Genomic DNA, 22,830 nt, shown 5'->3' with positions numbered 1-22,830 from the left:
GTTCGGTCATGGCTGGCTCGCGCAGCCACTTGCGGATCGTATTGCGCGACAGGTTCGTGCGCCTCTCGATCTCCCGGATGGACAACTGCTCGCGGAAATGCATCCGCCGAATCTTGGCAAACATGCCCACTGTGATCACTCCTTGTCCTCCTGCTCATCAATTGAGCAGGCAATTGCATCACATGGGCCAAATTTGGATGAAAACTATCCCGCCAAGTGGGTCAGTTTTCGTTGAACGTCAACAGTTATCCCTGCGCAGTGGAAAAATGTTCACCTTGAATCGTTCAAAACGGTCACCGTCGCCTACCAGGGACACCAAGCCATCTATTGGCTACGCACCTTCGTGGCCCAATCACTGTAGGGATAATCATTCAATAGCCGGTCTTTCGCCAGTCCGGCTGTCACGGCATCGCCAAGCTTTCCTCGCAATTTCACCAGGCAGTACAAGCTTTCCGGGACCCAGTATCCGTCGTAAGCCTGGACGAGTTTCAGGTACAAGTCGGCTGCTTCGCTCAGGTTGCCCCGCAGTTCAGTGGCCCGCGCCGCCCAGAAAAGCGATTCTTCCTGTGCCGCAGGAGAATTACGCCGCTTCTCTGCGTCAAGGAAATAATGCGCGGCCGCGGCATACTGGCTATCGGTCATGGCTTGCCAGCCTAGCTGGTAAGCATGCTCGGCGGACGTCCCGGCGAGCAACGCAGCGCCGACGAGCATCGATGCGATCCCGGCCAGCCACCAGATCGTTTTCTGACGTTCAAGCGGGCGACATGTGGGTTTTCCCGTGCCGGCGCTAGCACGCCGGTGGCGCACTCCATACGCAACGACAAACAGGCAAGCTAGGGCACTAGCGATGCGTCCCGCATGGTCGACTGCTGTTTCGCCGTACACCAGGCGCACCTGTTTCTCCTGAGGGACAACAAGCAAAAATCCCGGCGCCGCCAGATATACGTCGCCGGCGGTGGCCAATTGCCATCGCGGATGAAACGCCATCCTGATCAGGTGAGGCCTTTTTGGACTGTCCGTGACAAAAGAAAGCGAACGGCGGGACAGGCTAAATTCGCTGATGTGTGCAGGAGAGGCCGCAAGAGATTTGAATGCCGTATCCGGCTGTGCAGGATTGGCATAAACCGGCCATTCTTCGGCAAGCCGACGCCGGGAGCGGAACCACCTGAAACTGTCGACCATCCATCCGTCACGGCTTTTGATTTTCCAGGGATGCGCGCTTGCGTCGACGAGGCGGTTGTCAGCCTGGCGCAAGCGCAGGACGGAAAACGGCGGTTGCTCGGCGATCACGTCAAACCAGCCACTGGCCAGCAGTGCTTTCCTGGCCGTCTCGGACCGCAGCAATACCTCATCGGCGTTCAACATCGTCATGTGGCGGGCCGCGAGCTCAGGGTCCAAACCGCCACTGGGAAAACGTGTCAACGGCGACGACGGCGACGCTGATACTTCGGCCTGCAATTGATAGATTGCCGACGCCAGTAAGGAAGATTCCATGTACAAGCCTTCCAGTACCGGGCGGCCGCCGAGAAACAGCGGCAACGATTCCAGCACACGCGTCGATCCCAGGTCATGATTGTCCGCGTCATGCTCGAACAGCAGGCGCGGCGAAGTCATCGACCCAGACAGTGTGGGGAAGAGCGTCGTTAACACCTGCCATTGGGGCTTGACCTCCAGGCCGCTGAAGTTCCATTGTGCCCATTGCGGAGCAACCTGGATTCTCGGCGCTGTCCAGGCAAGCGTTCCTGCCAACAGAGCCAGCGTCATCAACACTCGGGCGGGAAAATGGAAACTCTGGAACGTCATTCCAATGAGCCATCCGACTGCGATCGCAGTCAGCAGCCAGACGTAGGGAAAAAATCGCAGGTCAGCGAGACCGATCCTGTTTGCGCCGGACCACGCAAACAGTGCCAGGGTGGCCACGGTGAGGAAGAAAAGCACCACCTCTATGCGGGCGCTGTGGCAATACGTGCGAACGCTTGGAAAGGCGCCTGCCAACATGACTGTGCCGGCTGCTCCGTATAGCGGCCACAATGACTGAGGCAGTAATTCCCTAACCGAATTGACTGGCGTCACACCATCGTTCGGTATTGTGTAAGCGTGCATCTCCAGCAGCGGCCACAACCAGCCGCCGAGCAGGGAGAATGCAAGAATGTGTCCTTTTGCGAGGGACAAGAAGGCGCGCTTTCGGTCTTGCATACCGATGAGAAGAAGCAGGCTACCAAACCCAACCATCAAAAGCGCATAGCCGTGGCAAAGGCCTGTCAAAGCTTCGAACACACCGGCCCAGACCCAGCCACGGCCATCTCGCGCTGCCCTGAACCAGAGAGCCAGGGTCAATACGGAAAAAAGCATGCCATAGCTATAGGCGAACTCTCCGGCGAGTACGCCAAGGAGATTACCGCCCCAGATCGCGTTTTCTTCATGGACGAGAAAGCTGAAACAGCCCAGTGCGGCGCAATACGCAGTCATCGAACGGAAGCCCAGCACGTGGCGGGAAACCAGCACCACCACGCCAGGCAAGCAGAGCGCCGGCAACACCATGGCCCACTTCAAACCCGCGGCGAAACCCAAAAAAGGCTCCAGCAATGCGGTCACGATGAAAGGTAGGGGAAAGTAATACGAAAGCAGGGGAAATCCGCCAAACACTTCCGGCATCCACGACGTCAGCTCGCCTGCGGCAAAGGTTTCCTTGGCGAAGATCCATGCGTATAGCAGATGCGATGCGGTGTCGCCTCCAGTGGGCAAGGACGCGGAATTCAGCAAAACCGGATGCAGCACGCTCGCGATGAGTACAGCGAAGAGCAGCGCGACCAGCCCATCCATCGCAGCGCAGCCAAGTCGAAGACGCAGGCCAGAGCCAAGATAGATTTGCTCTTTCCAAACAGCCCATGGGGCCATCCGCTGCGTCCGCGCACGACGGTTCACCAATAGCGTGCCGACCGCTCCCAATCCGGACAGGACCGTCAGCCACTGGAACCAGGATGTCTTGTTCAGCCAGAATGGTTGCTGGATGAAATAACCATCCGCTTGCCTGGAAATGGGCTGGATGGCGAATTCTGTTTTACCGTTTCGGTGCATCTCATGAAGCAACACCGTTTCACCCGGCCCGGGATCGTCGACAGTCCGATCATCCTGCGTGGATCTACCCGGGTCTCTCCAGCGAATCGGTAACGCAGGCATTGGAGCCGGCAGCCTGTCCACCTCCGGCCTCATCGATGGCATGACGCTGATGGGCGCGGCGAGTAGCCAGCTCATTACAGCATCGGCGTTCGTTCGCCGCAAGTTCAACCGCCCGTTTTCGGCACGGTCGACAGTCAACGCATTGACGACAGAGGTTGGCTCCAGGAAGGCGATCTGCCCAAATCCGACGCCAGCCTTGTCCTGGAAACGAAGCAGCAGGGGAGTAGCCGGAAAGGCCGCGCCGGTCGGTGGTTTCAAAAAGCGTAGCGATTGTCCGGGTGCTAGCTCGGCGCCGGTTCCGGTTCCACTCAAGCGCAGCCACTGTCCATGAGAGTCAAGGAGAAACGCTTCCGGAAAAAAGGCAGTGGCATTACCACGCTGAGTGACAACGATTTGTGGCCCATCGCCAGCAATGTCGAAGGTCACCTGATCGGCCATTGCTGGGCAGGCTAAGATAACGAAGGCCAGGGCTAGGCAAGCGGTTGCAAGCTGCCACCACCGGCTAGCAGAAGCTTTCAAAGGTGGTTCACCTCGTCAGGGGACCGGGCACATTGCCGTGTAGGTGCAATTGTTGCCCGTGCATTTTGGCGTATATGCAGCACAGCATGACGACGTGCACTGTCCAGCCGGGCTGACTGCGCTGTAGTTCGAGCTATTGCCTGCACGCGAACATTGACAGGCGGTTTTTGCCGTCGTGGTCGTAGTCGTGGTCGTACTGGTCGTCGTGGTCGTGGTGGTCGTGCTGGGGACGGCCGTTGTTGTCGTGGTGGTCGTTGTGGTTGGCCTTGCGGTGGTGGTAGTCGTGCCGGCTGCCGTAGTGCTCGTGGTTGCCGCAGTCGAGGTTGTCGTACTGGTGCTGGTGCTCGATGTGGTGGTGGTCGTCGTAGTGGACGTTGCGTTGTTGATGATCGCTCCACTCAGCTTGGGATCGTTAGACGCGATCATGCTGTTCAAATTCACTGAATGCGCATTGCCACGGTTATCTGTCCACGACACCGTCATCGCTATTTCCTTGTACAGCGGTGGCGTGGAATGCGGCGTGATCGTCCAGGTGCGAGTAAAGCTCGCCGATGTGCCGGCCACCGTGTCCGTTCCCGAGGCCACGTTCCCGTACTCGGTGAGCGATGAGAAGGAGCGCAGTTCATCGATTTTCTGCTGTCCGCGCAAGGTTGCTTCGGTGCGTTGCTTTGCCTGGGAATTGCTCACCATGATGTCAGTCTGGAACTTGCTCAGTGCGAGCAGTCCACCGGCAAGAATGACCAGCGTCACCATGACTTCGATCAGGGAAAATCCGCGGTGGCGGCGGGTAGGCAAAGCATGCATGTCAGAAGTCCCGCCATGAGCCGATGATTCGGGTAACGATAGGAGTCGCGCTGTACGACGAGGGATTATTGGCGTTGGTATTGCTGCCCAGATTGGTATTGGCGGTGAATTTGGTCAGGTTGGTGTCGATCACCAGCGAGCCGTAGATCGTCGTGCCGCCCCAGCCCTGCATGTCGAATCCCTGCCCGCAGTAGACGATGCCGTAGATCGTCTTTCCGCCATTGATCTTTGGGCAACTCCCGCTCGTGATGTCGAAGACCAGGATGACAGGATTGCTGCTGGTGCCGATGCTGGCGGGCTGATAATTCGATACGGTCGTGTCGTCGTAATAATAGATCGGGCCGGCGGTTGGGCCCCCGGACTGGTAGTTGGCAATCGTTGCCATGTCCGATTTGCTGATCCCGAACAGATAATCCCAGGCCGTTCCAGTGAAACCATTCGCCACCACGTTGCCCGTGTAGTTCATGTGCCCCATGTCGATGTTGCCAGGTGCGGCCGAACTGACCACGGCGTTGCCTGCGGCGTCCGCGCCGGTGATGTCGGGATTGCCGGTCACGCCTGAAATGCTTCCATTGACCACCAATGGGGCCACCGTGGGGACATCGAAGGATAGCGTGAGCACATTGACAATCTGCCGGATGGTCGAGCTGGCGTCACCGTTGGCCGACGACACGATTTCGATCACCGTGGGCCGGCTTGCGTTCCGCCACAGCGTGACATTGACGGCGTAATTGCCGATGGTCTGGCCCGCAATGGAAGAGGTGTTTTTCTGGTTGTAAGGAGAATAGGAGTTGTCGCTGACCCAGACCGCGCCGGTCGTCCCGGCGGGAATTTTCCAGGCGGCGCCATTCGGGTTCCCCGCCGTCGACAGCCAGGCGATGGAGTAATCGATGCCGGCCTGCGCTGCCTTGAATGCCTGCGTCGCCATGTAATGATTGCCGGACATCTTTTGCTCGAACGCGCCGCCCTTATTGGCATAAAGCGTCACGATCGTCACAAGGAACATGACGATGGTGGCCATGAACAGGGTGGCGCCACCGCGCTGGCGTGCCGCAACTGCCGGTTTATGTCGGGCTGTACAGGTCATTTTCCACCCTTACCGTTTCCGTCAGCGTCTGCGAGACCGTGGCATCGTTCTTCAGTTGGCCGGTCAGCGTGATCGTGATCCGCCGGACCTTGATGTTCGGGCCGGCCGTACCGCTAAGATAAATTGGCGAGGAGTCGGTCTCGGTAAAACTCAGTGCCGTGATTCTGGTGTTCTTCGAATCCGACAGTTCTCCCCATGCATTGCCAGAATCCGTGGTGCAGTCGAATGCCGTCGCACCGACATTGGTGCGCATCTGCACGACGCCGCTGTCGAGGAGAAAGCCGAATTTCTCTGTACTGTCCAGCACCCCGTTTCCGTTCCTGTCATAGGAATACAAGATGCACCCTGCAGTCGCGGTATTGATCGTGGAAAATGGATTGGAATAGGTATTGCCGGCGCCAATGCCGCTCAATGCGCCGCTGGCGTAGCTAGGGCTCGCCCAGTAACCCGCTCGCCGGACGTCGCGAGACACCAGCGACATGATCGCGCGCAATTCCTGGTTCAAGGCTGCAGCCTTTTGCAGATTGGCATTGCTGGTCAGGTTATTGGTCATGAAGGTCGTCAATCCCAGCAGCAGAAACAAGCCGATGGCTGACGCCACCAGAACTTCGATGAGCGTCATGCCGGATTGGCGGGCGCGCGTCAGCATGTGGGATATCCGACGCCATTGGAGGCGGCAGGCGTACAGATGCCCACCTTGCCGATCAGGCTGAGATTGATCTGAACCTTCATACCGCTCGTAGATTGCAAGACGATATTTCCGGCCTCGGTGGACGTGCCGCGTACCGGATCGAACCCGGGATCCGCGCTGAAAGTGGAGGCGTTCAGCGTAACTTCCTTGTAAGCCGACGACGCCACGGCCTTCAGGCTACAATCGCCGGAAGTTCCGCAGGTGCAGGTGCTGGCGACCTTCATTCCATAGCACCAGTTGCTGCCGGTCGAAAAATTCATGTACACCGTCTGATTGCTGCGCAGCGCGGTGATACGGGCAAACTGGAAATCTGCCAGCATGGCTTCGGCAGCTCCCTTGAGGCGGTACTTTTCCACGGCCCCGCGGAACGAAGGCACGGCAAGCCCTGCCGTAATGCCAACGATGGCGATCACGACTAGGAGTTCAATCAGGCTGAACCCCTTGGAAAATTGGCTGGCTGGGCTGAAAAACGCCTTCATTTTGTCCAGCAGGAGGAAGGCGTGGTTGTCGTCGTTTCACCCGACTGGGTCAAGGTGAGCGCCGTGCATCCAGTATCGTTGTTTTGGCTCTTGGTCGAAACAGCTGTTGCCGTCAAGGTATAACCGGTTGCCGAGTTGGCAGAAACGGACAGCGTGTAGTAGCCTTGCGGGGAAGTCGTGCTGCCGCCAATGTCAGTCAGCGTACCGTAGGTCGTATTATTGGACCGATACTTTTCCTGCGCGAGTTGCAGGCTGCTTAACCCGACCATCGCATCCGAACGCCTGCCCTTGCGCATCGAATCTGAATACGACGCGGTGGCGATCGATGCCAAAACCCCCACGATCACTAGCGCGACTAAGAGTTCGACCAGCGTAAAACCACGGTGATGTGAACAAAGCGGATCAGGCATGACGATACCCTTGGCACAAGAATGTCCGAACGTTAATATTTTCCCAATGGCATGTCAATCAGTGGGGGTATATTTCCGAAGGGGAATTCTAATCCAGATTATTCATCGGCTCTAGGAATTTCGTGGTAGAGAAACCATTCGTGCACTTTGATGCCTATCAAGGATGCACCTCTGAAGATAACCCTTCCGATGCCGTACCTGCTTGACAAGTCCACGAGCAGCGAACAGTTGGGCAAATTTGGTATGGAGGGCGGGATGGGTCCATTGTCGGCAAGTAGAGGGCGTGCTGCACTCGCTTCGCTACATGCCTTAGCCCAAATTGGAAGTGAATCTACTCAGGAAATTGTAGATGAGCTGCTTGGAAGTTGATTGAATGATTTCCTGGCTCCCGTTTATTGACTGCGCCAAGCGTAGAGCTCTTGACCGTTAAAGTTTGAAGTCTTGGCGGTTAGCTCGACGACTGAGTAAGCATCAGGCGAAGGCAAGAACCCACAGTGCTCACCTGGGCAAATAATTACCGATCTACATTCACAGGCCAAAGTATAAATACATAATGTCGGCACCAGGACCCGACACGAATGGCATAGGATGTACTGTCCAGGGCGGGTATCGACAGTTTCTTCGAATTTGAAAGCGAGTACCTGAATACTGGCATTTTCCGTCACCACCTCTTCTGGAAAAACTTCGCATTTGTTTTTCTTGTAGTACCGATTGACCCGGGACTTTGCCTGTAATTTATGAAACCAGTTTAACCAGGATCGCAAAGGCGGCAGGCCTAGGTAAAGTGCTCGCGGAATTCGCCATAAATGTCTGTCGATCAGACGCCATTCCGAGCGCGTAGCTTCTTCGCGATGCCTACCATTCATCGTCACCTCGGAACGCGTCTGAATCAACTTGAAATCGCCAAACCCGGACGTCGTGTAAGCAGCCGACGTCCGGGTTGTGCATTTTCTGTCTCAGGACTGCTTCTTACGCCGGCGTGATGCTGCAAGACCGAGCAAACCAAGCCCAAGCAGAGCCGCCGTTGCCGGTTCAGGAACGGGAGCACGCGTCAAAGTGACGTTAAATCCATCGGTGATTGCGCCGGTGCCGCGGAATGTGAAGTCACCAACGTCGAGCAGAAACCTGCCGCCATTTCCGAAATCGACGGTGACCGGGTTGAAGTCGATGGAGTAATCCACATCACCGTCGCCATTGACCGTACCGACGAAAGCGCCGACGATCGCGACGTTTGCCACCGTCGCCGAAAGCGGGCTGGTGAAGGTCAGGTTGGCTGTCACGCCGAGGTTGTCCGTCTCATCCGATCCCAGGCCGCCCAAGCCGCACAGGAAGAAATCGACAAGGCCGTTGCCGCTGTTGATGCAAGTTTCCTTGAGAGTGACGCGTCCAAACAAGAATGACGCAACATCGCCGGGATTATTCAGATTGAACGATTGCGGGGTAACCAGGCTAGTGAACGTGACATCGAGCTGGCCGTCACCCGTGCCATATCCCGAGCCGGTGGTGAAAGAACCGCCGGTAATGCTGAAGGGGACGGCGCTCGCTGCCGCAGACAGACCCATCGCAGCAATAAAACCAAGACCAGTCAATACTCTTTTCAATGATTTCATTTTAACCTCTAGTTTAGTGATTGTTGATCGGAGTGGGGCCTGGCAAGACCTGCAACAGTCATACCAACCACAAAACTAGTTAAAAATCATTTACTTATATTTGCCTTGAACATTAAAAAGCATTTGAGTGTAAGTTACATCGACGCTTCCAAAAGGAATGTGTTTCTGAGAGGCAGATGCAGTTCAAACACGTTGCACTTAAAGTCCGAATTTCATTATTTGCGGTGCATGGGGGCACGCGTCACGGATTTTTCGAAACACGTGCCATACATTTTCCGTCACGCTTTCGCTAATTTTCTGGAATAGGCCTGATCGCCAAACAAAACTGTAAAGCAGCCTGACAGGTTCATCCGCTTTTCAATTCAGCTATAAAGTGGAACAAACTTCCAATTTGCGCTTGATCCACACCGAGCTGCCCGCAAAGTCCAATTCTTCTTTACCCGACCCGTCAAAAGCGAAATCCCGGAGGTACGTTCCCGATCGGCTCGGTGGGGGCAGTCTTTGTTGGTCCTATCTTGTATGGTTTTGCCACGCGCGCTGGTTCTTCTTGTGCTTCCGTGCCGCTCTCCGTGCGAGCCAGCTTGTAATCCTTCGGCAGCTTGTTCGTCGCCGGGTAGCCCGCCGAGGTGAGTGCCTGATTCCAGGTCGCCTTGTCGAAACCACGCAATTCCCGCTTCCCGACCTGAAGTTCCGGCTGGTCGGCGCCGTTGGAATCGACGACTGGCTTCTCAGTATAAGGCACCCCTCTGTCGCTCAGCAGGCGCCGGCTTTCATCACAAGTAGCGCAACGCGCAGGAACCAGAAGAGTAACGGGGTTGGTGCGCACCGCCAGCGCCAAATCATAGGGCAATTCCGGTCCGCCCAATCCTTGTGTGCGCATCGACCGGGTATTAATTGACACTGGATTGGCGAGGGACGCCGGCGGCGGCACATCAGAGTACGTCACCTTGCCTTTTTCATCTGTCCACTTGTAGACGTTTGTTTGCTGTGCATGGCTAGTATTGGACGCACAAACGATTAGTATCAGCGCGGACTGCACTATCTGAGATTGGTTTTTCATCATCGCTTTTCAAGGGGGCGCGACCGTTGTGGTAGTAAAGAGCGATCTTCATTTGCCAGCTTCCCGGCTTCAGTCTCGTCTCTCCACTTCACCGGTAGAGAAATGGTTCATCAAACTCCATTTTAGTTAATTCTTCGCAGAAAACCCAAGCAGCAAAAGACTTGGCGACTCGATCAAGCGTTCACAAACCATCAAGTCTCGGCCTGTTGCCGAGGAAGTCAGGGTGGACCGGTCAGGATTTGCCTGTTCTCTCAACCTGGGATGAGGAAATGCAATCATTTATTGGCTGAAAAGTTTGCCTGATCTTTCAACTTTCGGTGTCGAAAAACTTTACAGCAAGCATTCAAATCGCCTTCATGTTTTCTGCAACATGTTGAAATTATTAGTATTTATTTCTTGGTATAAATGTTGCTTTCAGGTTAATACAACGACCAATAGAGGAGAAAGCATGAAAACCCGACTTGCACGTTACTTTGCCCCCCTGTTTTTTCTCGCGGCCGGCTTTTCCAACGCCGCTTCGGCAGCAACGGTCAGTTTCGATTTTAATTCCATTACCCTGAGCGGCAACTATTCCAGTGGGCTTGGAGCAGTCGGATCAACGAACGCAATTGCCAGCTACATGAACGGCGTCCTGGCTGCAGGCGGTTATGCTGGCGCGACAGTCAACGTCACCGGGGCACTTGCGACCAAAACCTATGACGGAGAAGGACACGTCAGCGGCGCCACGCTTGGCACATCGGACAACAATGTGTCCCATGCGGCTCCCAATGACACGTTCATCATCAATAACAGCTTTGGTATCGGTGCGTCGGCGGCAGATCAGTTCACGCTGACCTTCAACAACTTTCTCGTGCAGTCCGTTTCATTTGACTGGGAAATCTTTCCCAACGCGAGCTGCGCAGCAGGTTCCGGCTGTGCCAACAGCAAAAATGTGAATAATGCCAATTGGCCGGACATGTCTTTGTTGGCCGGCGCTGGCATGACGCAAATCTGGTATCAGGACGCGTCAATCCCCGCCAACCGCTACATCGACCCGCAAGGCATTGGCATGAGCGGTTCGCTAACGATTCCGAATGGCGGCACAAACATGCTGACCTTTCGCGACTGGCCGGCAACAATTGGTGTGGATAACCTCATCATCAATGGATGCCTTGCCATGAATGGACGCTGCAACAACGTTCCCGAGCCATCGCCAATCCTGTTGATCGGCCTCGTGGCTTTCGCCTATGGCACTCGCCGTCTGGTCAAACGTCGCTGATGTTCATGCCATCGCCTGCGCTGCCCAATCTTGCTGATAGTGTTGTACAAAATTTTGCGGCCCGCAGTATGCGCTCGGTGATTCGCGCTCAGCATTGGCAGCGAGTCGGGTTAAACGTCCTTGCGCGACACCGGCCCGATCTCAAAACTTGACTTCAAAACGATAGCTGCCAGGGGATGTGTTGCCGAGCACAATTGCGGTACGGTACTCATCAACTGGCATCAGTTTCGTCTCAGGCGCTCCGGTAGTCAGCGCCCTGACCTGGATAGGCATCTTTCCCCGGGCCGGATGTGTCACCATGACGGTCAGGCCGTCCACCTTTACTGGTGGTCGGACCAGAATGTCAACAGTTTCGCCCGTTCCGTTCGGATCTGAAGTAAGGCTGACGTGCGCGCGCTTGCGCCACCATTCCGTAATTTCGTCAGCGCGCACCAGCCAGATCTTTTCCCTTCGTTGACCAATATAGCGCAGGAGGGTCGGCATGCCCAAGGTCATGGAGCCTTCCGGTCCATAACTTTGCGAGTGCACCGACAGTAAACCCAGCGCTCCCATTTCGACGGATTCCTCGAAATCACGGACCAATTGCTTGGCGATTCGCTCGTCGTCAAACCCGCTTGTCTTGAAATTGATGTCGTCATAATTCGTACGCGGCAGCACCACCAATGCGTCATCTACCCCAAACCTTGGATCTGCGGCGGAAAAGAAAGGCAATCGCGCTTCGGTAGAGGCGGGATCGGCAGCGTGATGACGCATGCCATATTTTCGAAGCAGCAATTCAGTGATTCGGTCATACGATTCTGTGGGTGCTCGAAAGCCAGTCAGCATTGAGGTATCCGGGCCGAGAATATCACCCATCTGTTCCAGCATGGACTGCAACCGCTCTTCTTGCTGTTGCGCCGGCTGCCCGGCGAAACCAATGTGGATGTCAGCATGGTAGGCCAACTCGTGTCCACGTTGGCGCAGTTGACGCACCACGTCTGGATACTTGATCGCCTCGCTGGTCAGGCAATAGAACGTTCCCTGAATTCCAGCCTTTTCAAGGTCATCAGCAAAATTAATCGCATTGGGAAACTTGTCTTCAGTATCCATTTCAAGTAGTCCCGCCGCCAGTTTGCCCTTGGGCCAGGCGGCTAGCCAGGACCGGGGTTGTCGACGCAGCCAGGACATCACGGCGTCGAGCATCAAGCGCATTTGTTTGTCCGGAAGCGTGCTCCACGTCGATTCAGGAAATGACAAATACACACGGCGCGCGCCCTGGATTTCTGCGTACGAAATGGCGCCGTCCGGTGTGTCCAGGCTGGGGGTACGTCCCCAATCCATATAACGTGCGGCAAGTTGCGGACCATGGATGCGAAGCAGGGGCTCAGCTACCTTGCCCATGTACATACGCATCCCGGCGGGCAAAGGCCAGGTCAACGGCCCATCGCCATTTGGCATCATGAATAGGCGCTCCGAATCGGCGTTGATTTCACCGTCAACCGTCATATCGAAAGTCTTTTCGATGAATCGATATCCGTTCCAACGCCCACGGCCATCGCGTGCGCCGGTACCCCAGGTAGCGAGAAGCGATCCGCCGCGCTGGAGGTACGCATTGATGGCGGACCGTTCATCCTCACCCAGCAGTAACGTCGATCCCAGGACCAGCACGCCAGGCTCCAATCCGGCAAGTAGATCTTTTTTGCGTACTTCACGAAAATCACGACCAAAACTCTTGAGATACTCGCGCCAAGGCTGCAGCATTGCACTATAGTCGCTTCCATTTACCTGGAAAAACATCGTGGTAGCCGGACTGCGGTAGAGGTAGATATTGTTGAGGGCGCCAGCTGCAAAAACCTGTCCCGATAAAAAAGACAGCAGCAACCAGCAAACCCGAATAACCCGACGTTTCACTGCCAGCCTTTGACGCAGCCTAGCGGTACGGGTTAATGGCGTGTCGATCATGATCGGAAGTCAACAAATTGACAAAAAGCATCGCGAAGCAGTATTCGGCGCCTTCTTTGCTTTGAGAAAACCCAACAGTGACCACATGGAATCAGCACGAAATTATTATTAAAATCGGCACCAGGCGTCGATCATGGAAACTTTTTAATAGAAGGCGAGTTGCTAATTGGATAGTTCATGTAATCTCAAGCGCGACTAAAGGCGGTACCGGTCGACATCCGTGCAGGCCCTGCCGCCACCTTGCTGCGTGTCGTGCAAACCAGTCTCGGACGACTTCACGAGGCAAGAGGCTTCGGACTAAAAAAGCCTTTTCAAAAATCCCAGGAAGGCCCCGATCAGCGCGCCGATAATGATGATGAGGCAGGCATAAGAACGAAAATTGATGCTGACAAATGCCACGGCAAGAAAGAAGATCAACAGCGGGATAGGCGAAGCACGCTTGGCAACAATCGCATACCCAGCGATTGCGCTCGCCATTGCGCACACGCTATAGGTTGCAAACATCAGTCCCTCCAGTAATTATCGCTGATCAGACACGAAAAATACGAAGGATGTGACTTTACAGAAAAAATCGGCGAAGGGAAACAATCACAGGAAAAAGGATCAAAAACGCTAACGTTGCACCGCCCTTTATCTATTGACAGATCTAAAGATTCTTCTGTTTCCGGACCCGGTTTCTGCGTATCGATCTGCACCCGCTCCGATCGTGAGCTTAGATCAAATGGCGACGTCGCGTTGACTTGCCAAGCGATGACTTTAAATGATTTGTGACAAAAACTGATGTTTCCCTTAAGCACAATAAAACTGATCAAGATCTTCTGAAACACGAATCTCGCGATAAGCAAGCCGATATGAATAATGTCTTATTCCAGCAGGATCAGTCTCCGCTTTCAGCCATCTTTATCGGCGCTCATGCCGACGATATCGAAATTGCCTGTGGCGGCACCGTTTCAAAGCTAAATCATCTCGGATGGCAGACATGGGTGTGCATTCTGACTGCGGAGGCGGATTCGGCGACCGCTGCGCTACGTCGCGAGGAGGCAATCGGTGGAGCGACAGCTTGCGGGGTTGCGCCAGAACGAGTGTTGTTCTTGGGCGCGCGGGATACGCAATTGCGGTCCGACGGTCCCACCGTGGGCGCACTGCGCAAGCTCCTGTTGCAGCATGGGTGCAACCCTGACCTCGTGTTCGCTCATACTGGTGGGGACAGCCATGGCGACCATCGTAGCGCTCATGAGCTGGTGCTATCTGCCTTCCGTAAAAAGCCGATTCTTTGTTTTGCGGTGGTTAATTCACTGGTTTCGAGTGCCTTTGTTCCTCATGTGTTTGTCAATGTCACCAACTATACTGGTCACAAGGCACTCGCCTTGTCCAGGCACCGATCGCAAAGCATACGCGTGGACATGGCCGCCATCAGCCGGTTGGCGCAGCGTTATGTACCGGACGATAAGTCGCGTCTGTTCGAGCCGTTCGAATTGATTCTGCAGGAAGGAGCGCAGGACTTGGAGTACTTGGCCATGAGCCTTAATGATGATGCGTTTCATGGCTTCTGGTTTCCAAAGATTCGGTATCAGGGTATCGCCAGCCTGTATTCTGATCCGATACATCGCCTTGCCCCGCCGCGCTGGTCGCAGCATCTGGAACGGGAAGGCTACGCCCAGCTGACTCAGGCGTTTACACGGCGCTGGCACGGCGATCATCCATTGAGGGAATTCACTGCGTCTGCATCAGATGCAAAAAAAGCATTGCTTGAATCGCATGTGATTCTATCCGGGGGGCCGGCAAGTAACGTTCTGACGCAACAATCGATGGCATCGCAGGAAAATTCCCAATTTGTTTTCATTCCGCCGAAGTCTCCTGATGAACACTGGACAATCCATCACAGGTTGAATGGGCAGGTTTATGCGCCAACGTATTCGAGCGATGGGAATGAAGTCATCGAAGACTATGGCCTTTTGACGGTAAAGCGCAATCCGTGGAATGCCGGTCGTACTCTCATTGGATGCATGGGCTTACACGGTTACGGCACCAAAGCATGCTTCCAGGTCCTTTCAGAACCGCAATGGCTGGCACAGTTCTTCGATCAGGAACATTTCCAGGTGCTACTGCGTGTACTGCCCACCGAGCCATCTATCGAACTGGTTGCGTGGTCGGTGGACGTTGTGATGAAAACTGGGCTTTCCCGAAGGTTTGCCACGTATAGAAAGATCCGTACACAAGCGGTGTAGTGCTTCTTACAAAATGCAAGATAAATATTGACCCTGCCTCGATTCCACGACAGCAAGTCATGCAGCCATGAGCGTGTTCTCGGCCTCGACGGGAGTGCGATAGCCTGTCGAGGAATGAATCCGCTGGCGATTGTAATACCCTTCGATCCAGTTCACGATATCCAGTCTTGCCTGCGCGCGGGTTTCGTAACGCGTTTGGTAGATCCGTTCCACCTTCAGCGTCTTGAAGAAGCTTTCCATGGGGGCATTGTCCCAGGCGTTGACGCGCCGGCTCATGGAAACTACCATTCCCCAAGCGCTGGCCAATGCTCGGTAGGCCCGGCTGGCATATTGGGCGGGTTCAAATGGTTGCAGGTGTCAATGCCGCTGGATTTTCCCCATTTTTTCCGGAGTAAATTTCCCCACCCTTAGGGTTGGGCGGTCAGCCCGGCATTGACGCTGCTTCCTCCTTTCGTGGTCGACCAGGCCGTCGCTTTATCGCCGCCGAGGCGTTTCCTTCATTCAACGCTGGACGGTTACGCAGGTGCTCCGGGATCAGCGCTGCATGCTCGCGCAACCGATAGGAATTACCCTCGATCGGCACCACAATGGCGTGGTGTAAGAGCCGGTCCAGCAACGCCGTGGCGACGACCGGGTCGCCGAAGATCTCTCCCCATTCACTGAAGCCGCGGTTGCTGGTCATGATCATCGCGCAGCGCTCATAGCAGGCATTGACCAGCTGGAAGAACAAGTTCCCGCCGTTGGAGCCCAACGGCAGGTAGCCGATCTCATCAACGATCAGCAAGCTGTAACGCGACAGGAATTTCACCCGTTCACGCAGTTTGCCTTCGCGCTCAGCCTTGCGCATCGAATCAACCAGTTCGGCCAACGTAGCAAAGAACACGCTTTTGCCAGCCCGGACCGCTTCTACGCCCAGCGCCACGGCAAGATGTGATTTGCCGGTGCCGGGCGGGCCCAGGAAGTGCACGCACTGGCGCCGATCGACAAACCCCAGTTCGGCAAGGGCCATCACGCGGCTGCGCTCGAGCGACGGCTGGAAGCTGAAGTCGTAGCCGGCCAGGGTCTTCAACACAGTCAGCCGTGCGGTCTGCAGCGCCATCTTGACCCGGCGGCTTTCGCGCGTACTGTATTCCTCGCCCAGCAGCATTTCAATCGCTTCGAGTGCAGTCAGTTGCCCTTGCTCGATCTGCGACTGCACCGTCTGCAGAGCTTCCAGCGCTCGTGGCATGCGTAATCCAATCAGGTGGCGGCGGATGCGCTCGGTAACAGGTTCGTGGCTCATCGCTGACCTCCCATCTGGCGCCCAATGAAGTCATATACTGCCAGCGGCCGCTGGGCCACCGCATGTCCGGGTGGCAGTACCACGTCAGGCGCGACCTCCGGCTGCATGATCCGTTGAAGGACCCGATGGCCAGCCAGAACGGACCGTGCTCGCCGGCCCTCTATGCGGGCATGGGTGGCGATCAGCGCCCCGTCCTCGAAGATACGGATGGTGTCCGCGGTCGTTTCCACATCCAGCACCCGCTTCCTGGTACCGTCAGGCACGCTGTAGTAATTGCCGCCGACGCTGACGCAACCCTCATGGCTGACCCGGCGCTCAACACGCAGCACCGCATCGAAACGGCCTGCCGGCAGGGGTTGCAGGTGTGGCTGCTCTTCCCGGAAGTGCTCCACGACGATGCGGCCAGTAGTGCCGTGGCAACGCACATTGGCTACTGTGTCGAGCCAGTTACGCAGCTGGCGGTTCATGTCATCAATATCTTCGAAGCTGCGCGCCAGGTAGAAGTCGGCACGAATGTAGCGGTATGGGCGTTCAACCTTGCCCTTGGTCTTAGCCCGATAGGCCTTGCAGGCGCGGGGCAGGAAGCCGTAGTGGGTACCGCAGGCCAGCAGCTTGGCGTTGTAGACGATGCCTTTATCGGAGTCGTCCTCGCCCAATACGGCGGTCTTCATGCGGTCGTACAGGATCTCCCTGGGCACGCCGCCGAAATGGGCAAACGCTTCCATGTGACAGCGCAGTACCGTCGCCAGGTCCTGATGCAGTACGAACTGTGCCCACAAATAGCGACTATGCCCCAGCACCATGGCAAACAGCCAGACTTTGCGTACCAGCCCACGGTTGCCGAAGTTGACCTTGAACTCGGCGAAATCGACTTGTGCCTGATGCCCGGCAGGAGTCTCGAACCGAACTTCGAACACCGGTGCAGGAGGCGGACGCACTGAACGCAGGAAGTCATAAAGCACCGTCTTGCCGCCTTGGTAGCCTTGCTCCCGGACTTCCCGCAGCAATCGGGCGCTGGAAAGCTCCGGCCAGGCAGCTACGCGTTCACGTAAATACGCTTCATACGCAGCCACGGCACTTGGTCTGGGCTCACGGGGTTTGTACTTCGGAGCTGCCAATTCCTGCCGAATATATCGACGCACCGTCTTGCGGTCCCGGCCGGTGCGTTCAGCGATGGCCGAAATCGACAGGCCTTGCCGATGTAACTCCAGAATCATCATCCATTCCTTCAACTTGACCACTCGCTCTCCCGTCGTTGATTTCCATCACTGCGACATCTTCGAGCAAGTGGAAAGCCGGTGCCGGGATATCCCGGCACCGGCTTTTTACCGTTCAAACTGGGGAGATTTCAAACGGAAGAAATGGGGAGTATCTATCCGGCAGTGACAGCAGGTCTTCAAATTTTTTCCATGAACACAAAACAGCAGCTGAAGGATTAGAAGCCAAAAGTCTCCGGCTCACTGTCTGCTTTTTGGATAGTTGAACGCCAGCAACGAATCGTTTTCCGGTAGTCAATTTAAGATCGTCAGTGACCGCTCTTCGCTGCATTGCGGGCTGTTCCCACGCACCAAACTGCTTTGGCTCTATCTGTGTAAGGACGTCGCCGGAACGTTGAAGAGCTTCGCCGTTCTGTCTGAAGACGTTGTCGGGGGCGGTGCTGACAAGTGCCGGAATACGCAGTCGGAAAGCAAAGCTTTGTCCGCCGTTAGAAAGAAGCGGTTCAACTACTGGATCTGGCGCAACACCCCGATGCGCCAAATCCGTCTGATTGCAACGCAGCCATATCTGACCTGGTCAAAACCTACAATACCCACCAAGGCCAAGCTTAAACAGCGCGTGCAGTCCATGAAAACACCCACTGAACATACTTTGACTAAAGTCCCGGAAGTAACGTTTGCCTTCTGGCTCATCAAGATTGTTGCCACCACGCTCGGCGAAACCGGCGGTGATGCCGTCTCGATGTCCATGCACCTAGGCTATCTGGTCGGCACAGGCATCTTTGCTTCGATTTTCCTGGTAACCGTGATCGCGCAGATCAAGGCAAAAAAATTCCATCCGTTTCTGTACTGGGCGACGATTGTGGCGACCACTACGGTCGGTACGACACTGGCGGATTTTACGGATCGATCGCTTGGAATCGGGTACGCTGGCGGTTCGAGTTTGCTGCTGGCCTTGCTGCTCGGCTCGCTTTATGTCTGGCATCGCACCCTCGGTTCGGTGTCGATGAGCACCATTAGCTCACCCAAGGCCGAAGCGTTCTACTGGATCACGATCATGTTCTCTCAGACCTTGGGTACGGCGCTGGGCGACTGGACCGCCGATACGGCAGGACTTGGCTATACCGGCGCGGCATTGTTGTTCGGAGGGCTGCTCGCCCTGATCGCGGCAGCCTACTACTGGACCAGCTTGTCTCGTACCCTACTGTTCTGGGCTGCGTTCATCCTGACTCGTCCGCTCGGTGCGGTGGTCGGTGATTTTCTCGACAAACCGCTGAATGCGGGCGGGCTGGCATTGAGCCGGTATTCTGCATCGGCAGCGCTGCTTACCTTTATGCTGATTGCTATCCTGTTGTTCAGGCAACGTGCGGCCAGGACAGTGCATTGAACAGGAAAGGGAGGGGAAAAGCGGGTGTTGCTGGTCTACGACGTCACAAGTACGAGTTTGCATTTACTAAATTTACCTTGGCAAAGCTTCTCGTTATCCTGCAAATTTTCTCGTTCCTTCGCATCCTTCTAAAGGATGTTTATCTCCCCCTTCCGACCATCAATATCCGAATCAACTATGTCTGCGGTCTGTTCTTTTAATTAAAACCTTGTGTACCCGTAATGAATCTAGGGGGCTAGCTAGATCTAGATAGGTGAACCGAGCTGTTGAATGACAGCTTCCGGTGAACATGACCGGCAGGAACGGTTCCTGTGTTGTCTGTCACCACCAGATCGTCAAGGTCGGAAAGGTGGCTCAAAGCCGCCGGCGAGCCGAAACCGAGCAATTGCCGCGTGCGGCCAGAAGCCGTCATTGATGATGTGAAACTATTTGATATTGCTTTGGCAACATATTCATGGCACGATGAAACGCCAGATCGAAGGATGGTTGGCCGCCGATTAAGAACAATTTCAGAGGTGGCCCCGGAAATTCGGACAGGTAGATAAGTGGACCTTTGCTTGATGAAACTGGTCGAAAGACCGTTGCAAGGAGCAAAGCATGAGCAAGAGAACAAGGCGCAACCACGCAAGTGGGTTCAAGGCCAAGGTGGCGCTGGCGGCAATCAAGGGCGACAAGACACTGGCGGAGATCGCGCAGCAGTTCGATGTGCATCCGAACCAGGTGACGGAATGGAAACGGCAATTGCAAGAGCGCGCTGCCGATGTGTTTGACGGGGCAACGGCATCAAAGTCGGAGCAGGAACCGGACCTCAAGACGCTGCACGCAAAGATTGGTCAGTTGACGCTTGAGAATGATTTTTTAGAAGGCGCGCTCACCAAGGCGGGACTGCTGAGCGCAAGGAAATGATCGACCGCACCCACGATCTACCGGTCTCCCGGCAATGCCAGATCCTGTCGCTGGCCCGCTCGACGGCGTACTACCGGCCACAAGCCACCAGCGAAGCGGACCTGACGGTCATGCGCCGCATCGACGAACTGCACCTGGAGCACCCGTTCGCCGGCAGCCGCATGTTGCGCGACATGCTGCGGCGAGAAGACCACGTCATTGGCCGCAAGCATGTGGCCACGCTGATGAGGAAGATGGGCATTGAGGCGCTGTACAAAAAGCCCCGGACCAGCGTGCGGCATGCCGCCCATCAGGTGTATCCGTACCTGCTGCGGGACTTGAAGATCGAGCAACCGGACCATGTCTGGTGCGCTGACATCACGTACATTCCGATGAAGCGCGGCTTCGTGTACCTGTTTGCGGTGATGGACTGGGCCAGCCGGCGGGTACTGTCGTGGCGGCTGTCGAACACGCTGACGACCGACTTCTGCCTCGAAGCGGTGCAGGAAGCCATTGACCGGTATGGCAAGCCGCAAATCTTCAACACCGATCAGGGCAGTCAGTTCACCAGCAGTGACTTCACCGATCTGCTCAAGGACAATAGCATTGACATCAGCATGGATGGCAAAGGCTGCTGGCGGGACAATGTGTTCGTCGAGCGGCTGTGGAAGTCGATCAAGTACGAAGAAGTGTATTTGCGTGCGTACGAGACCGTCAGCGTGGCCAGAAACAGGATTGGCCGCTACCTGGAGTTCTACAACAGTCGTAGGCCGCATAGTGCGCTTGACGGCAAGACGCCAGATGCGTTCTACTTCGGCAACCAGTCACTGCCCCAAGCGGCATAAATGACTGGCCGGGTTACCCACCGCGCCGCACGCTCTGGCCCGATACAGGGGGCGGCGAGCGGCGCCGTGGACAACCCTACACACCCGCAAAGATCCACTTACCTGCAGCGATTCGCTGTCCAATCAAACGGGGCCACCTCTTTCTTCCACACTCCATTCCGCTGCGCGGCTCCGAACTGCTGCTCATGCCGAGCATTAGAACGTCAGAGAAATTTATGAAAAATCAAATTACCGGGGAAAAGCCGCAATCAGTCGTTACCGCCGTCCATTTGCTTTGGGCTGCCTTTGCAATTGGTTTGATTCGATTGTTGTTGGACTTCCTTCATCTCGGTACCACTTCTCTGACAGCATCTACGTATTGCATTTTGATTTGCACGTTCGGCTTGTCTGGTCTCTTGATTTTCAAAGTTTCTGGTGGGAGAAACTGGGCACGTATCACCTTCCTCCTGGTGTTTGTTATGGGCGCAATGCAAACGCTGCCCACTGCTCTGGAAGAGTTTTCAATTTCGGCCGTTGTTGGCGCGCTTTTTATAGCAAAAAACGTCTTTCAGGCTTATGGACTTTTTTTGTTATTTACTCGTCCTGGCAGCATTTGGTTCCGCAAGATAGTGCCTGCGTGAATCCCTGTTTTTTGCCATCAATCCTTTAGCCTCCGCCATTATCGTTCAAACAGGTGCCAGTTGATTCGGTCGCGACTGTCCGTTTCGAGAAAGCCGTATGGCCGCTCAGGGTCGATAGCACGCATTGTTGGCTACGGGGGCGAAGTCCGGTAGGTAACCTATTGCGGTCATTAAATGTGAATTGACCCTTTCGTTCTTTTGCTATGTCGTTTCCGTACAAGACAATACTGGGCGAACGGTATAACGTCGGCGGTATGAAAGTTCTCACGTGTACCGATAAATTCGGGTTCTTGCTCGATGAGAATGCTGTGCATCCTGGCCAATGGCTGGTCAGGTAGACATCCAGTGGCGGTCATCGGGCCGCTCTGATCATAATGGAGATTACGTGAACTTTTACTTCGTCGCTGCAGCTGTATTGGCCTTCGTAATTGGCTTGATTCACTCAATCCTGGGTGAGCGGCTTGTCTTCCAGCGGATGCGCAAAAGCGGGATCATTCCTATCAATGGAGGACAAGTACTTGCCGAATCCAATGTACGTATTCTTTGGGCAAGCTGGCACATAGTTACGGTTTTTGGTTGGTGTATCGCGGCTACACTATGGTTGGTTTCGCCCCCGTAATACAGGACCGTCAGCGTTATTAGGCTAAAGCCTGCTTTTCCCTGAAGCGCCGAGGCGGCAAGTAGTTCAGGGCGCTATGCGGGTGCTTGGTATTGTAATGCTCAAACCATCCTCCTAACTGCCGCATCACCGTGCTGGCGTCCGGCCGCAATGCAAGGTTGGCGTAGTCCCGCTTGATCGTCTTGACCAGACTCTCGGCCATCCCATTGCTCTGCGGGCTCGACACCGGCGTCGTGACGGGCTTGAGTCCCAACAGTTTTGCAAAGTACCGAGCCTCAGCAGCCGTGTAGCAGCTGCCATTGTCGGACAGCCACTCGATCTCCGACGGCGGGCCGTTGTCGCCAAACCGGTATTCCACGGCCTGCATCATCAGGTCGCCTATCAGGTTGGCATCAATGCCTTTGGTGGTCGCCACCCAGCTCATCACCTCGCGGTCGCAGCAATCCAGGGCAAACGCAACCCTGACCCGTTCACCGTTGTCACACGACAGCTCAAAGCCGTCCGAACACCAGCGCGTGTTGCTCTGGTCGACCGCCACCTTGCCGTCATGGCGGCGCTGGCTCACCGGGCGTTGACCGTGTCGGTACAGCAGCAGGTGATGATCACGCATGACGCGATACACGCGTATATGGACTCCTCCTCTTTTGCAAACAATTCGTTTTTGACGTTGAGGTACGACTGCTCACGTATATCCGGTCTCTGACTGCT

18 protein-coding genes and 2 pseudogenes are annotated in these 22,830 nt (G+C 55.5%); 5 read left to right on the top strand and 15 right to left on the bottom strand.

Annotation, left to right across the window (positions count from 1 at the left end; all coding sequences use genetic code 11):
* The 9 genes from G3574_RS26240 to G3574_RS26195 all read right to left on the bottom strand — a co-directional run.
* The coding region (locus G3574_RS26240) for a hypothetical protein (RefSeq protein ID WP_163968524.1) at positions 1 to 130 on the bottom strand (130 nt) is incomplete at its 3' end.
* A 194-nt stretch (positions 131 to 324) separates the two neighbouring features.
* Positions 325 to 3,618, bottom strand: a complete 3,294-nt coding sequence (locus G3574_RS26235) for a 6-pyruvoyl-tetrahydropterin synthase-related protein (RefSeq protein WP_163968520.1) — start codon at positions 3,616 to 3,618, stop codon at positions 325 to 327.
* A gap of 96 nt (positions 3,619 to 3,714) precedes the next feature.
* Positions 3,715 to 4,503 (bottom strand): type IV pilus modification PilV family protein, encoded by a 789-nt coding sequence (locus G3574_RS28185; RefSeq protein ID WP_205609936.1) that lies wholly within the window; start codon positions 4,501 to 4,503, stop codon positions 3,715 to 3,717.
* Position 4,504: 1 nt separating this feature from the next.
* A complete protein-coding gene (locus tag G3574_RS26220; protein ID WP_268958911.1) occupies positions 4,505 to 5,590 on the bottom strand; it encodes a pilus assembly PilX family protein in 1,086 nt (361 codons plus the stop codon).
* Entirely contained in the window at positions 5,568 to 6,239 is a 672-nt protein-coding gene (locus G3574_RS26215; RefSeq protein WP_163968518.1) for a prepilin-type N-terminal cleavage/methylation domain-containing protein, read from the bottom strand. Before G3574_RS26215 ends, G3574_RS26220 begins: the two co-directional genes overlap by 23 nt.
* The gene (locus G3574_RS26210; RefSeq protein WP_163968523.1) at positions 6,233 to 6,760 is read right to left on the bottom strand and encodes a GspH/FimT family pseudopilin; all 528 of its coding nucleotides are present in this window, start codon (positions 6,758 to 6,760) and stop codon (positions 6,233 to 6,235) included. Before G3574_RS26210 ends, G3574_RS26215 begins: the two co-directional genes overlap by 7 nt.
* The gene (locus G3574_RS26205) at positions 6,757 to 7,170 is read right to left on the bottom strand and encodes a type IV pilin protein (protein WP_163968517.1); all 414 of its coding nucleotides are present in this window, start codon (positions 7,168 to 7,170) and stop codon (positions 6,757 to 6,759) included. Before G3574_RS26205 ends, G3574_RS26210 begins: the two co-directional genes overlap by 4 nt.
* A 956-nt stretch (positions 7,171 to 8,126) precedes the next feature.
* The gene (locus tag G3574_RS26200) at positions 8,127 to 8,780 is read right to left on the bottom strand and encodes a PEP-CTERM sorting domain-containing protein (RefSeq protein ID WP_163968516.1); all 654 of its coding nucleotides are present in this window, start codon (positions 8,778 to 8,780) and stop codon (positions 8,127 to 8,129) included.
* 448 nt (positions 8,781 to 9,228) lie between these two features.
* Positions 9,229 to 9,843 (bottom strand): DUF4124 domain-containing protein, encoded by a 615-nt coding sequence (locus G3574_RS26195; RefSeq protein WP_163968515.1) that lies wholly within the window; start codon positions 9,841 to 9,843, stop codon positions 9,229 to 9,231.
* Between the two features lie 445 nt (positions 9,844 to 10,288).
* On the opposite strand from G3574_RS26195, the gene G3574_RS26190 reads away from it, so the two are divergent.
* Positions 10,289 to 11,098 carry a PEP-CTERM sorting domain-containing protein gene (locus G3574_RS26190; RefSeq protein WP_163968514.1) on the top strand — a complete coding sequence of 270 codons (810 nt, stop codon included), beginning with the start codon at positions 10,289 to 10,291 and terminating at the stop codon, positions 11,096 to 11,098.
* Positions 11,099 to 11,239: 141 nt separating this feature from the next.
* Here G3574_RS26190 and G3574_RS26185 read toward each other — a convergent pair whose 3' ends face one another.
* Both G3574_RS26185 and G3574_RS26180 read right to left on the bottom strand, forming a co-directional pair.
* Positions 11,240 to 13,039: a polysaccharide deacetylase family protein gene (locus G3574_RS26185; RefSeq protein ID WP_163968513.1), complete on the bottom strand. Its 1,800-nt coding sequence runs from the start codon at positions 13,037 to 13,039 to the stop codon at positions 11,240 to 11,242.
* 297 nt (positions 13,040 to 13,336) lie between these two features.
* Positions 13,337 to 13,543, bottom strand: coding sequence for a hypothetical protein (locus G3574_RS26180; RefSeq protein WP_163968512.1), 207 nt, complete (start codon positions 13,541 to 13,543; stop codon positions 13,337 to 13,339).
* Between the two features lie 263 nt (positions 13,544 to 13,806).
* Here G3574_RS26180 and G3574_RS26175 point away from each other — a divergent pair, with 263 nt between their 5' ends.
* Positions 13,807 to 15,267 carry a PIG-L deacetylase family protein gene (locus G3574_RS26175; protein ID WP_163968511.1) on the top strand — a complete coding sequence of 487 codons (1,461 nt, stop codon included), beginning with the start codon at positions 13,807 to 13,809 and terminating at the stop codon, positions 15,265 to 15,267.
* A 57-nt stretch (positions 15,268 to 15,324) separates the two neighbouring features.
* Here G3574_RS26175 and G3574_RS26170 read toward each other — a convergent pair.
* The 3 genes and pseudogenes from G3574_RS26170 to istA form a co-directional block, all read right to left on the bottom strand.
* Positions 15,325 to 15,603 (bottom strand): annotated as a pseudogene (locus G3574_RS26170) (integrase core domain-containing protein); the annotation flags it as partial.
* Between the two features lie 85 nt (positions 15,604 to 15,688).
* Entirely contained in the window at positions 15,689 to 16,549 is an 861-nt protein-coding gene (gene istB / locus G3574_RS26165; RefSeq protein ID WP_163968510.1) for an IS21-like element helper ATPase IstB, read from the bottom strand.
* Entirely contained in the window at positions 16,546 to 17,790 is a 1,245-nt protein-coding gene (gene istA, locus G3574_RS26160; protein WP_328804861.1) for an IS21 family transposase, read from the bottom strand. Before istA ends, istB begins: the two co-directional genes overlap by 4 nt.
* A gap of 604 nt (positions 17,791 to 18,394) precedes the next feature.
* Between istA and G3574_RS26155 the strand changes: the two genes are divergently transcribed.
* The 3 genes from G3574_RS26155 (at position 18,395) to G3574_RS26145 (ending at position 21,503) form a co-directional block, all read left to right on the top strand.
* Positions 18,395 to 19,153: a COG4705 family protein gene (locus G3574_RS26155; protein WP_163968521.1), complete on the top strand. Its 759-nt coding sequence runs from the start codon at positions 18,395 to 18,397 to the stop codon at positions 19,151 to 19,153.
* 597 nt (positions 19,154 to 19,750) lie between these two features.
* Positions 19,751 to 20,883, top strand: a protein-coding gene (locus G3574_RS26150; RefSeq protein ID WP_163968509.1) for an IS3 family transposase whose coding sequence is annotated in 2 segments (ribosomal slippage) — positions 19,751 to 20,015 and positions 20,015 to 20,883 — 1,134 coding nt in all. Because the reading frame shifts where the segments join, the coding sequence is not laid out codon by codon here.
* Positions 20,884 to 21,098: 215 nt separating this feature from the next.
* On the top strand, positions 21,099 to 21,503 hold the full coding sequence (locus G3574_RS26145; protein ID WP_163968508.1) for a hypothetical protein: 405 nt from the start codon (positions 21,099 to 21,101) through the stop codon (positions 21,501 to 21,503).
* Positions 21,504 to 22,141: 638 nt separating this feature from the next.
* Here the strand turns inward: G3574_RS26145 and G3574_RS26140 are convergent.
* Positions 22,142 to 22,747 (bottom strand): annotated as a pseudogene (locus G3574_RS26140) (IS3 family transposase); the annotation flags it as partial.
* Positions 22,748 to 22,830 lie beyond the last annotated feature (83 nt).

The sequence above is a fragment of the Noviherbaspirillum galbum genome, from assembly GCF_010974945.1.
GTDB lineage: Bacteria > Pseudomonadota > Gammaproteobacteria > Burkholderiales > Burkholderiaceae_D > Noviherbaspirillum > Noviherbaspirillum galbum.
Note: the sequence above shows the minus strand (reverse complement) of the source record. Positions and strands in the feature narration are given on the sequence as shown.

What these genes read in the sequence shown, in the direction of transcription:
- G3574_RS26235 (WP_163968520.1), bottom strand. Translation starts at nt 3,618, where the DNA reads ATGGCCGATCAGGTGACCTTCGACATTGCTGGCGATGGGCCACAAATC.
- G3574_RS26205 (WP_163968517.1), bottom strand. Translation starts at nt 7,170, where the DNA reads ATGCCTGATCCGCTTTGTTCACATCACCGTGGTTTTACGCTGGTCGAA.
- G3574_RS26180 (WP_163968512.1), bottom strand. Translation starts at nt 13,543, where the DNA reads ATGTTTGCAACCTATAGCGTGTGCGCAATGGCGAGCGCAATCGCTGGG.
- G3574_RS26200 (WP_163968516.1), bottom strand. Translation starts at nt 8,780, where the DNA reads ATGAAATCATTGAAAAGAGTATTGACTGGTCTTGGTTTTATTGCTGCG.
- G3574_RS26190 (WP_163968514.1), top strand. Translation starts at nt 10,289, where the DNA reads ATGAAAACCCGACTTGCACGTTACTTTGCCCCCCTGTTTTTTCTCGCG.
- G3574_RS26215 (WP_163968518.1), bottom strand. Translation starts at nt 6,239, where the DNA reads ATGCTGACGCGCGCCCGCCAATCCGGCATGACGCTCATCGAAGTTCTG.
- G3574_RS26220 (WP_268958911.1), bottom strand. Translation starts at nt 5,590, where the DNA reads ATGACCTGTACAGCCCGACATAAACCGGCAGTTGCGGCACGCCAGCGC.
- G3574_RS26145 (WP_163968508.1), top strand. Translation starts at nt 21,099, where the DNA reads ATGAAAAATCAAATTACCGGGGAAAAGCCGCAATCAGTCGTTACCGCC.
- G3574_RS26195 (WP_163968515.1), bottom strand. Translation starts at nt 9,843, where the DNA reads ATGATGAAAAACCAATCTCAGATAGTGCAGTCCGCGCTGATACTAATC.
- G3574_RS26185 (WP_163968513.1), bottom strand. Translation starts at nt 13,039, where the DNA reads ATGATCGACACGCCATTAACCCGTACCGCTAGGCTGCGTCAAAGGCTG.
- G3574_RS28185 (WP_205609936.1), bottom strand. Translation starts at nt 4,503, where the DNA reads ATGCATGCTTTGCCTACCCGCCGCCACCGCGGATTTTCCCTGATCGAA.
- G3574_RS26210 (WP_163968523.1), bottom strand. Translation starts at nt 6,760, where the DNA reads ATGAAGGCGTTTTTCAGCCCAGCCAGCCAATTTTCCAAGGGGTTCAGC.
- istB (WP_163968510.1), bottom strand. Translation starts at nt 16,549, where the DNA reads ATGAGCCACGAACCTGTTACCGAGCGCATCCGCCGCCACCTGATTGGA.
- G3574_RS26155 (WP_163968521.1), top strand. Translation starts at nt 18,395, where the DNA reads ATGAAAACACCCACTGAACATACTTTGACTAAAGTCCCGGAAGTAACG.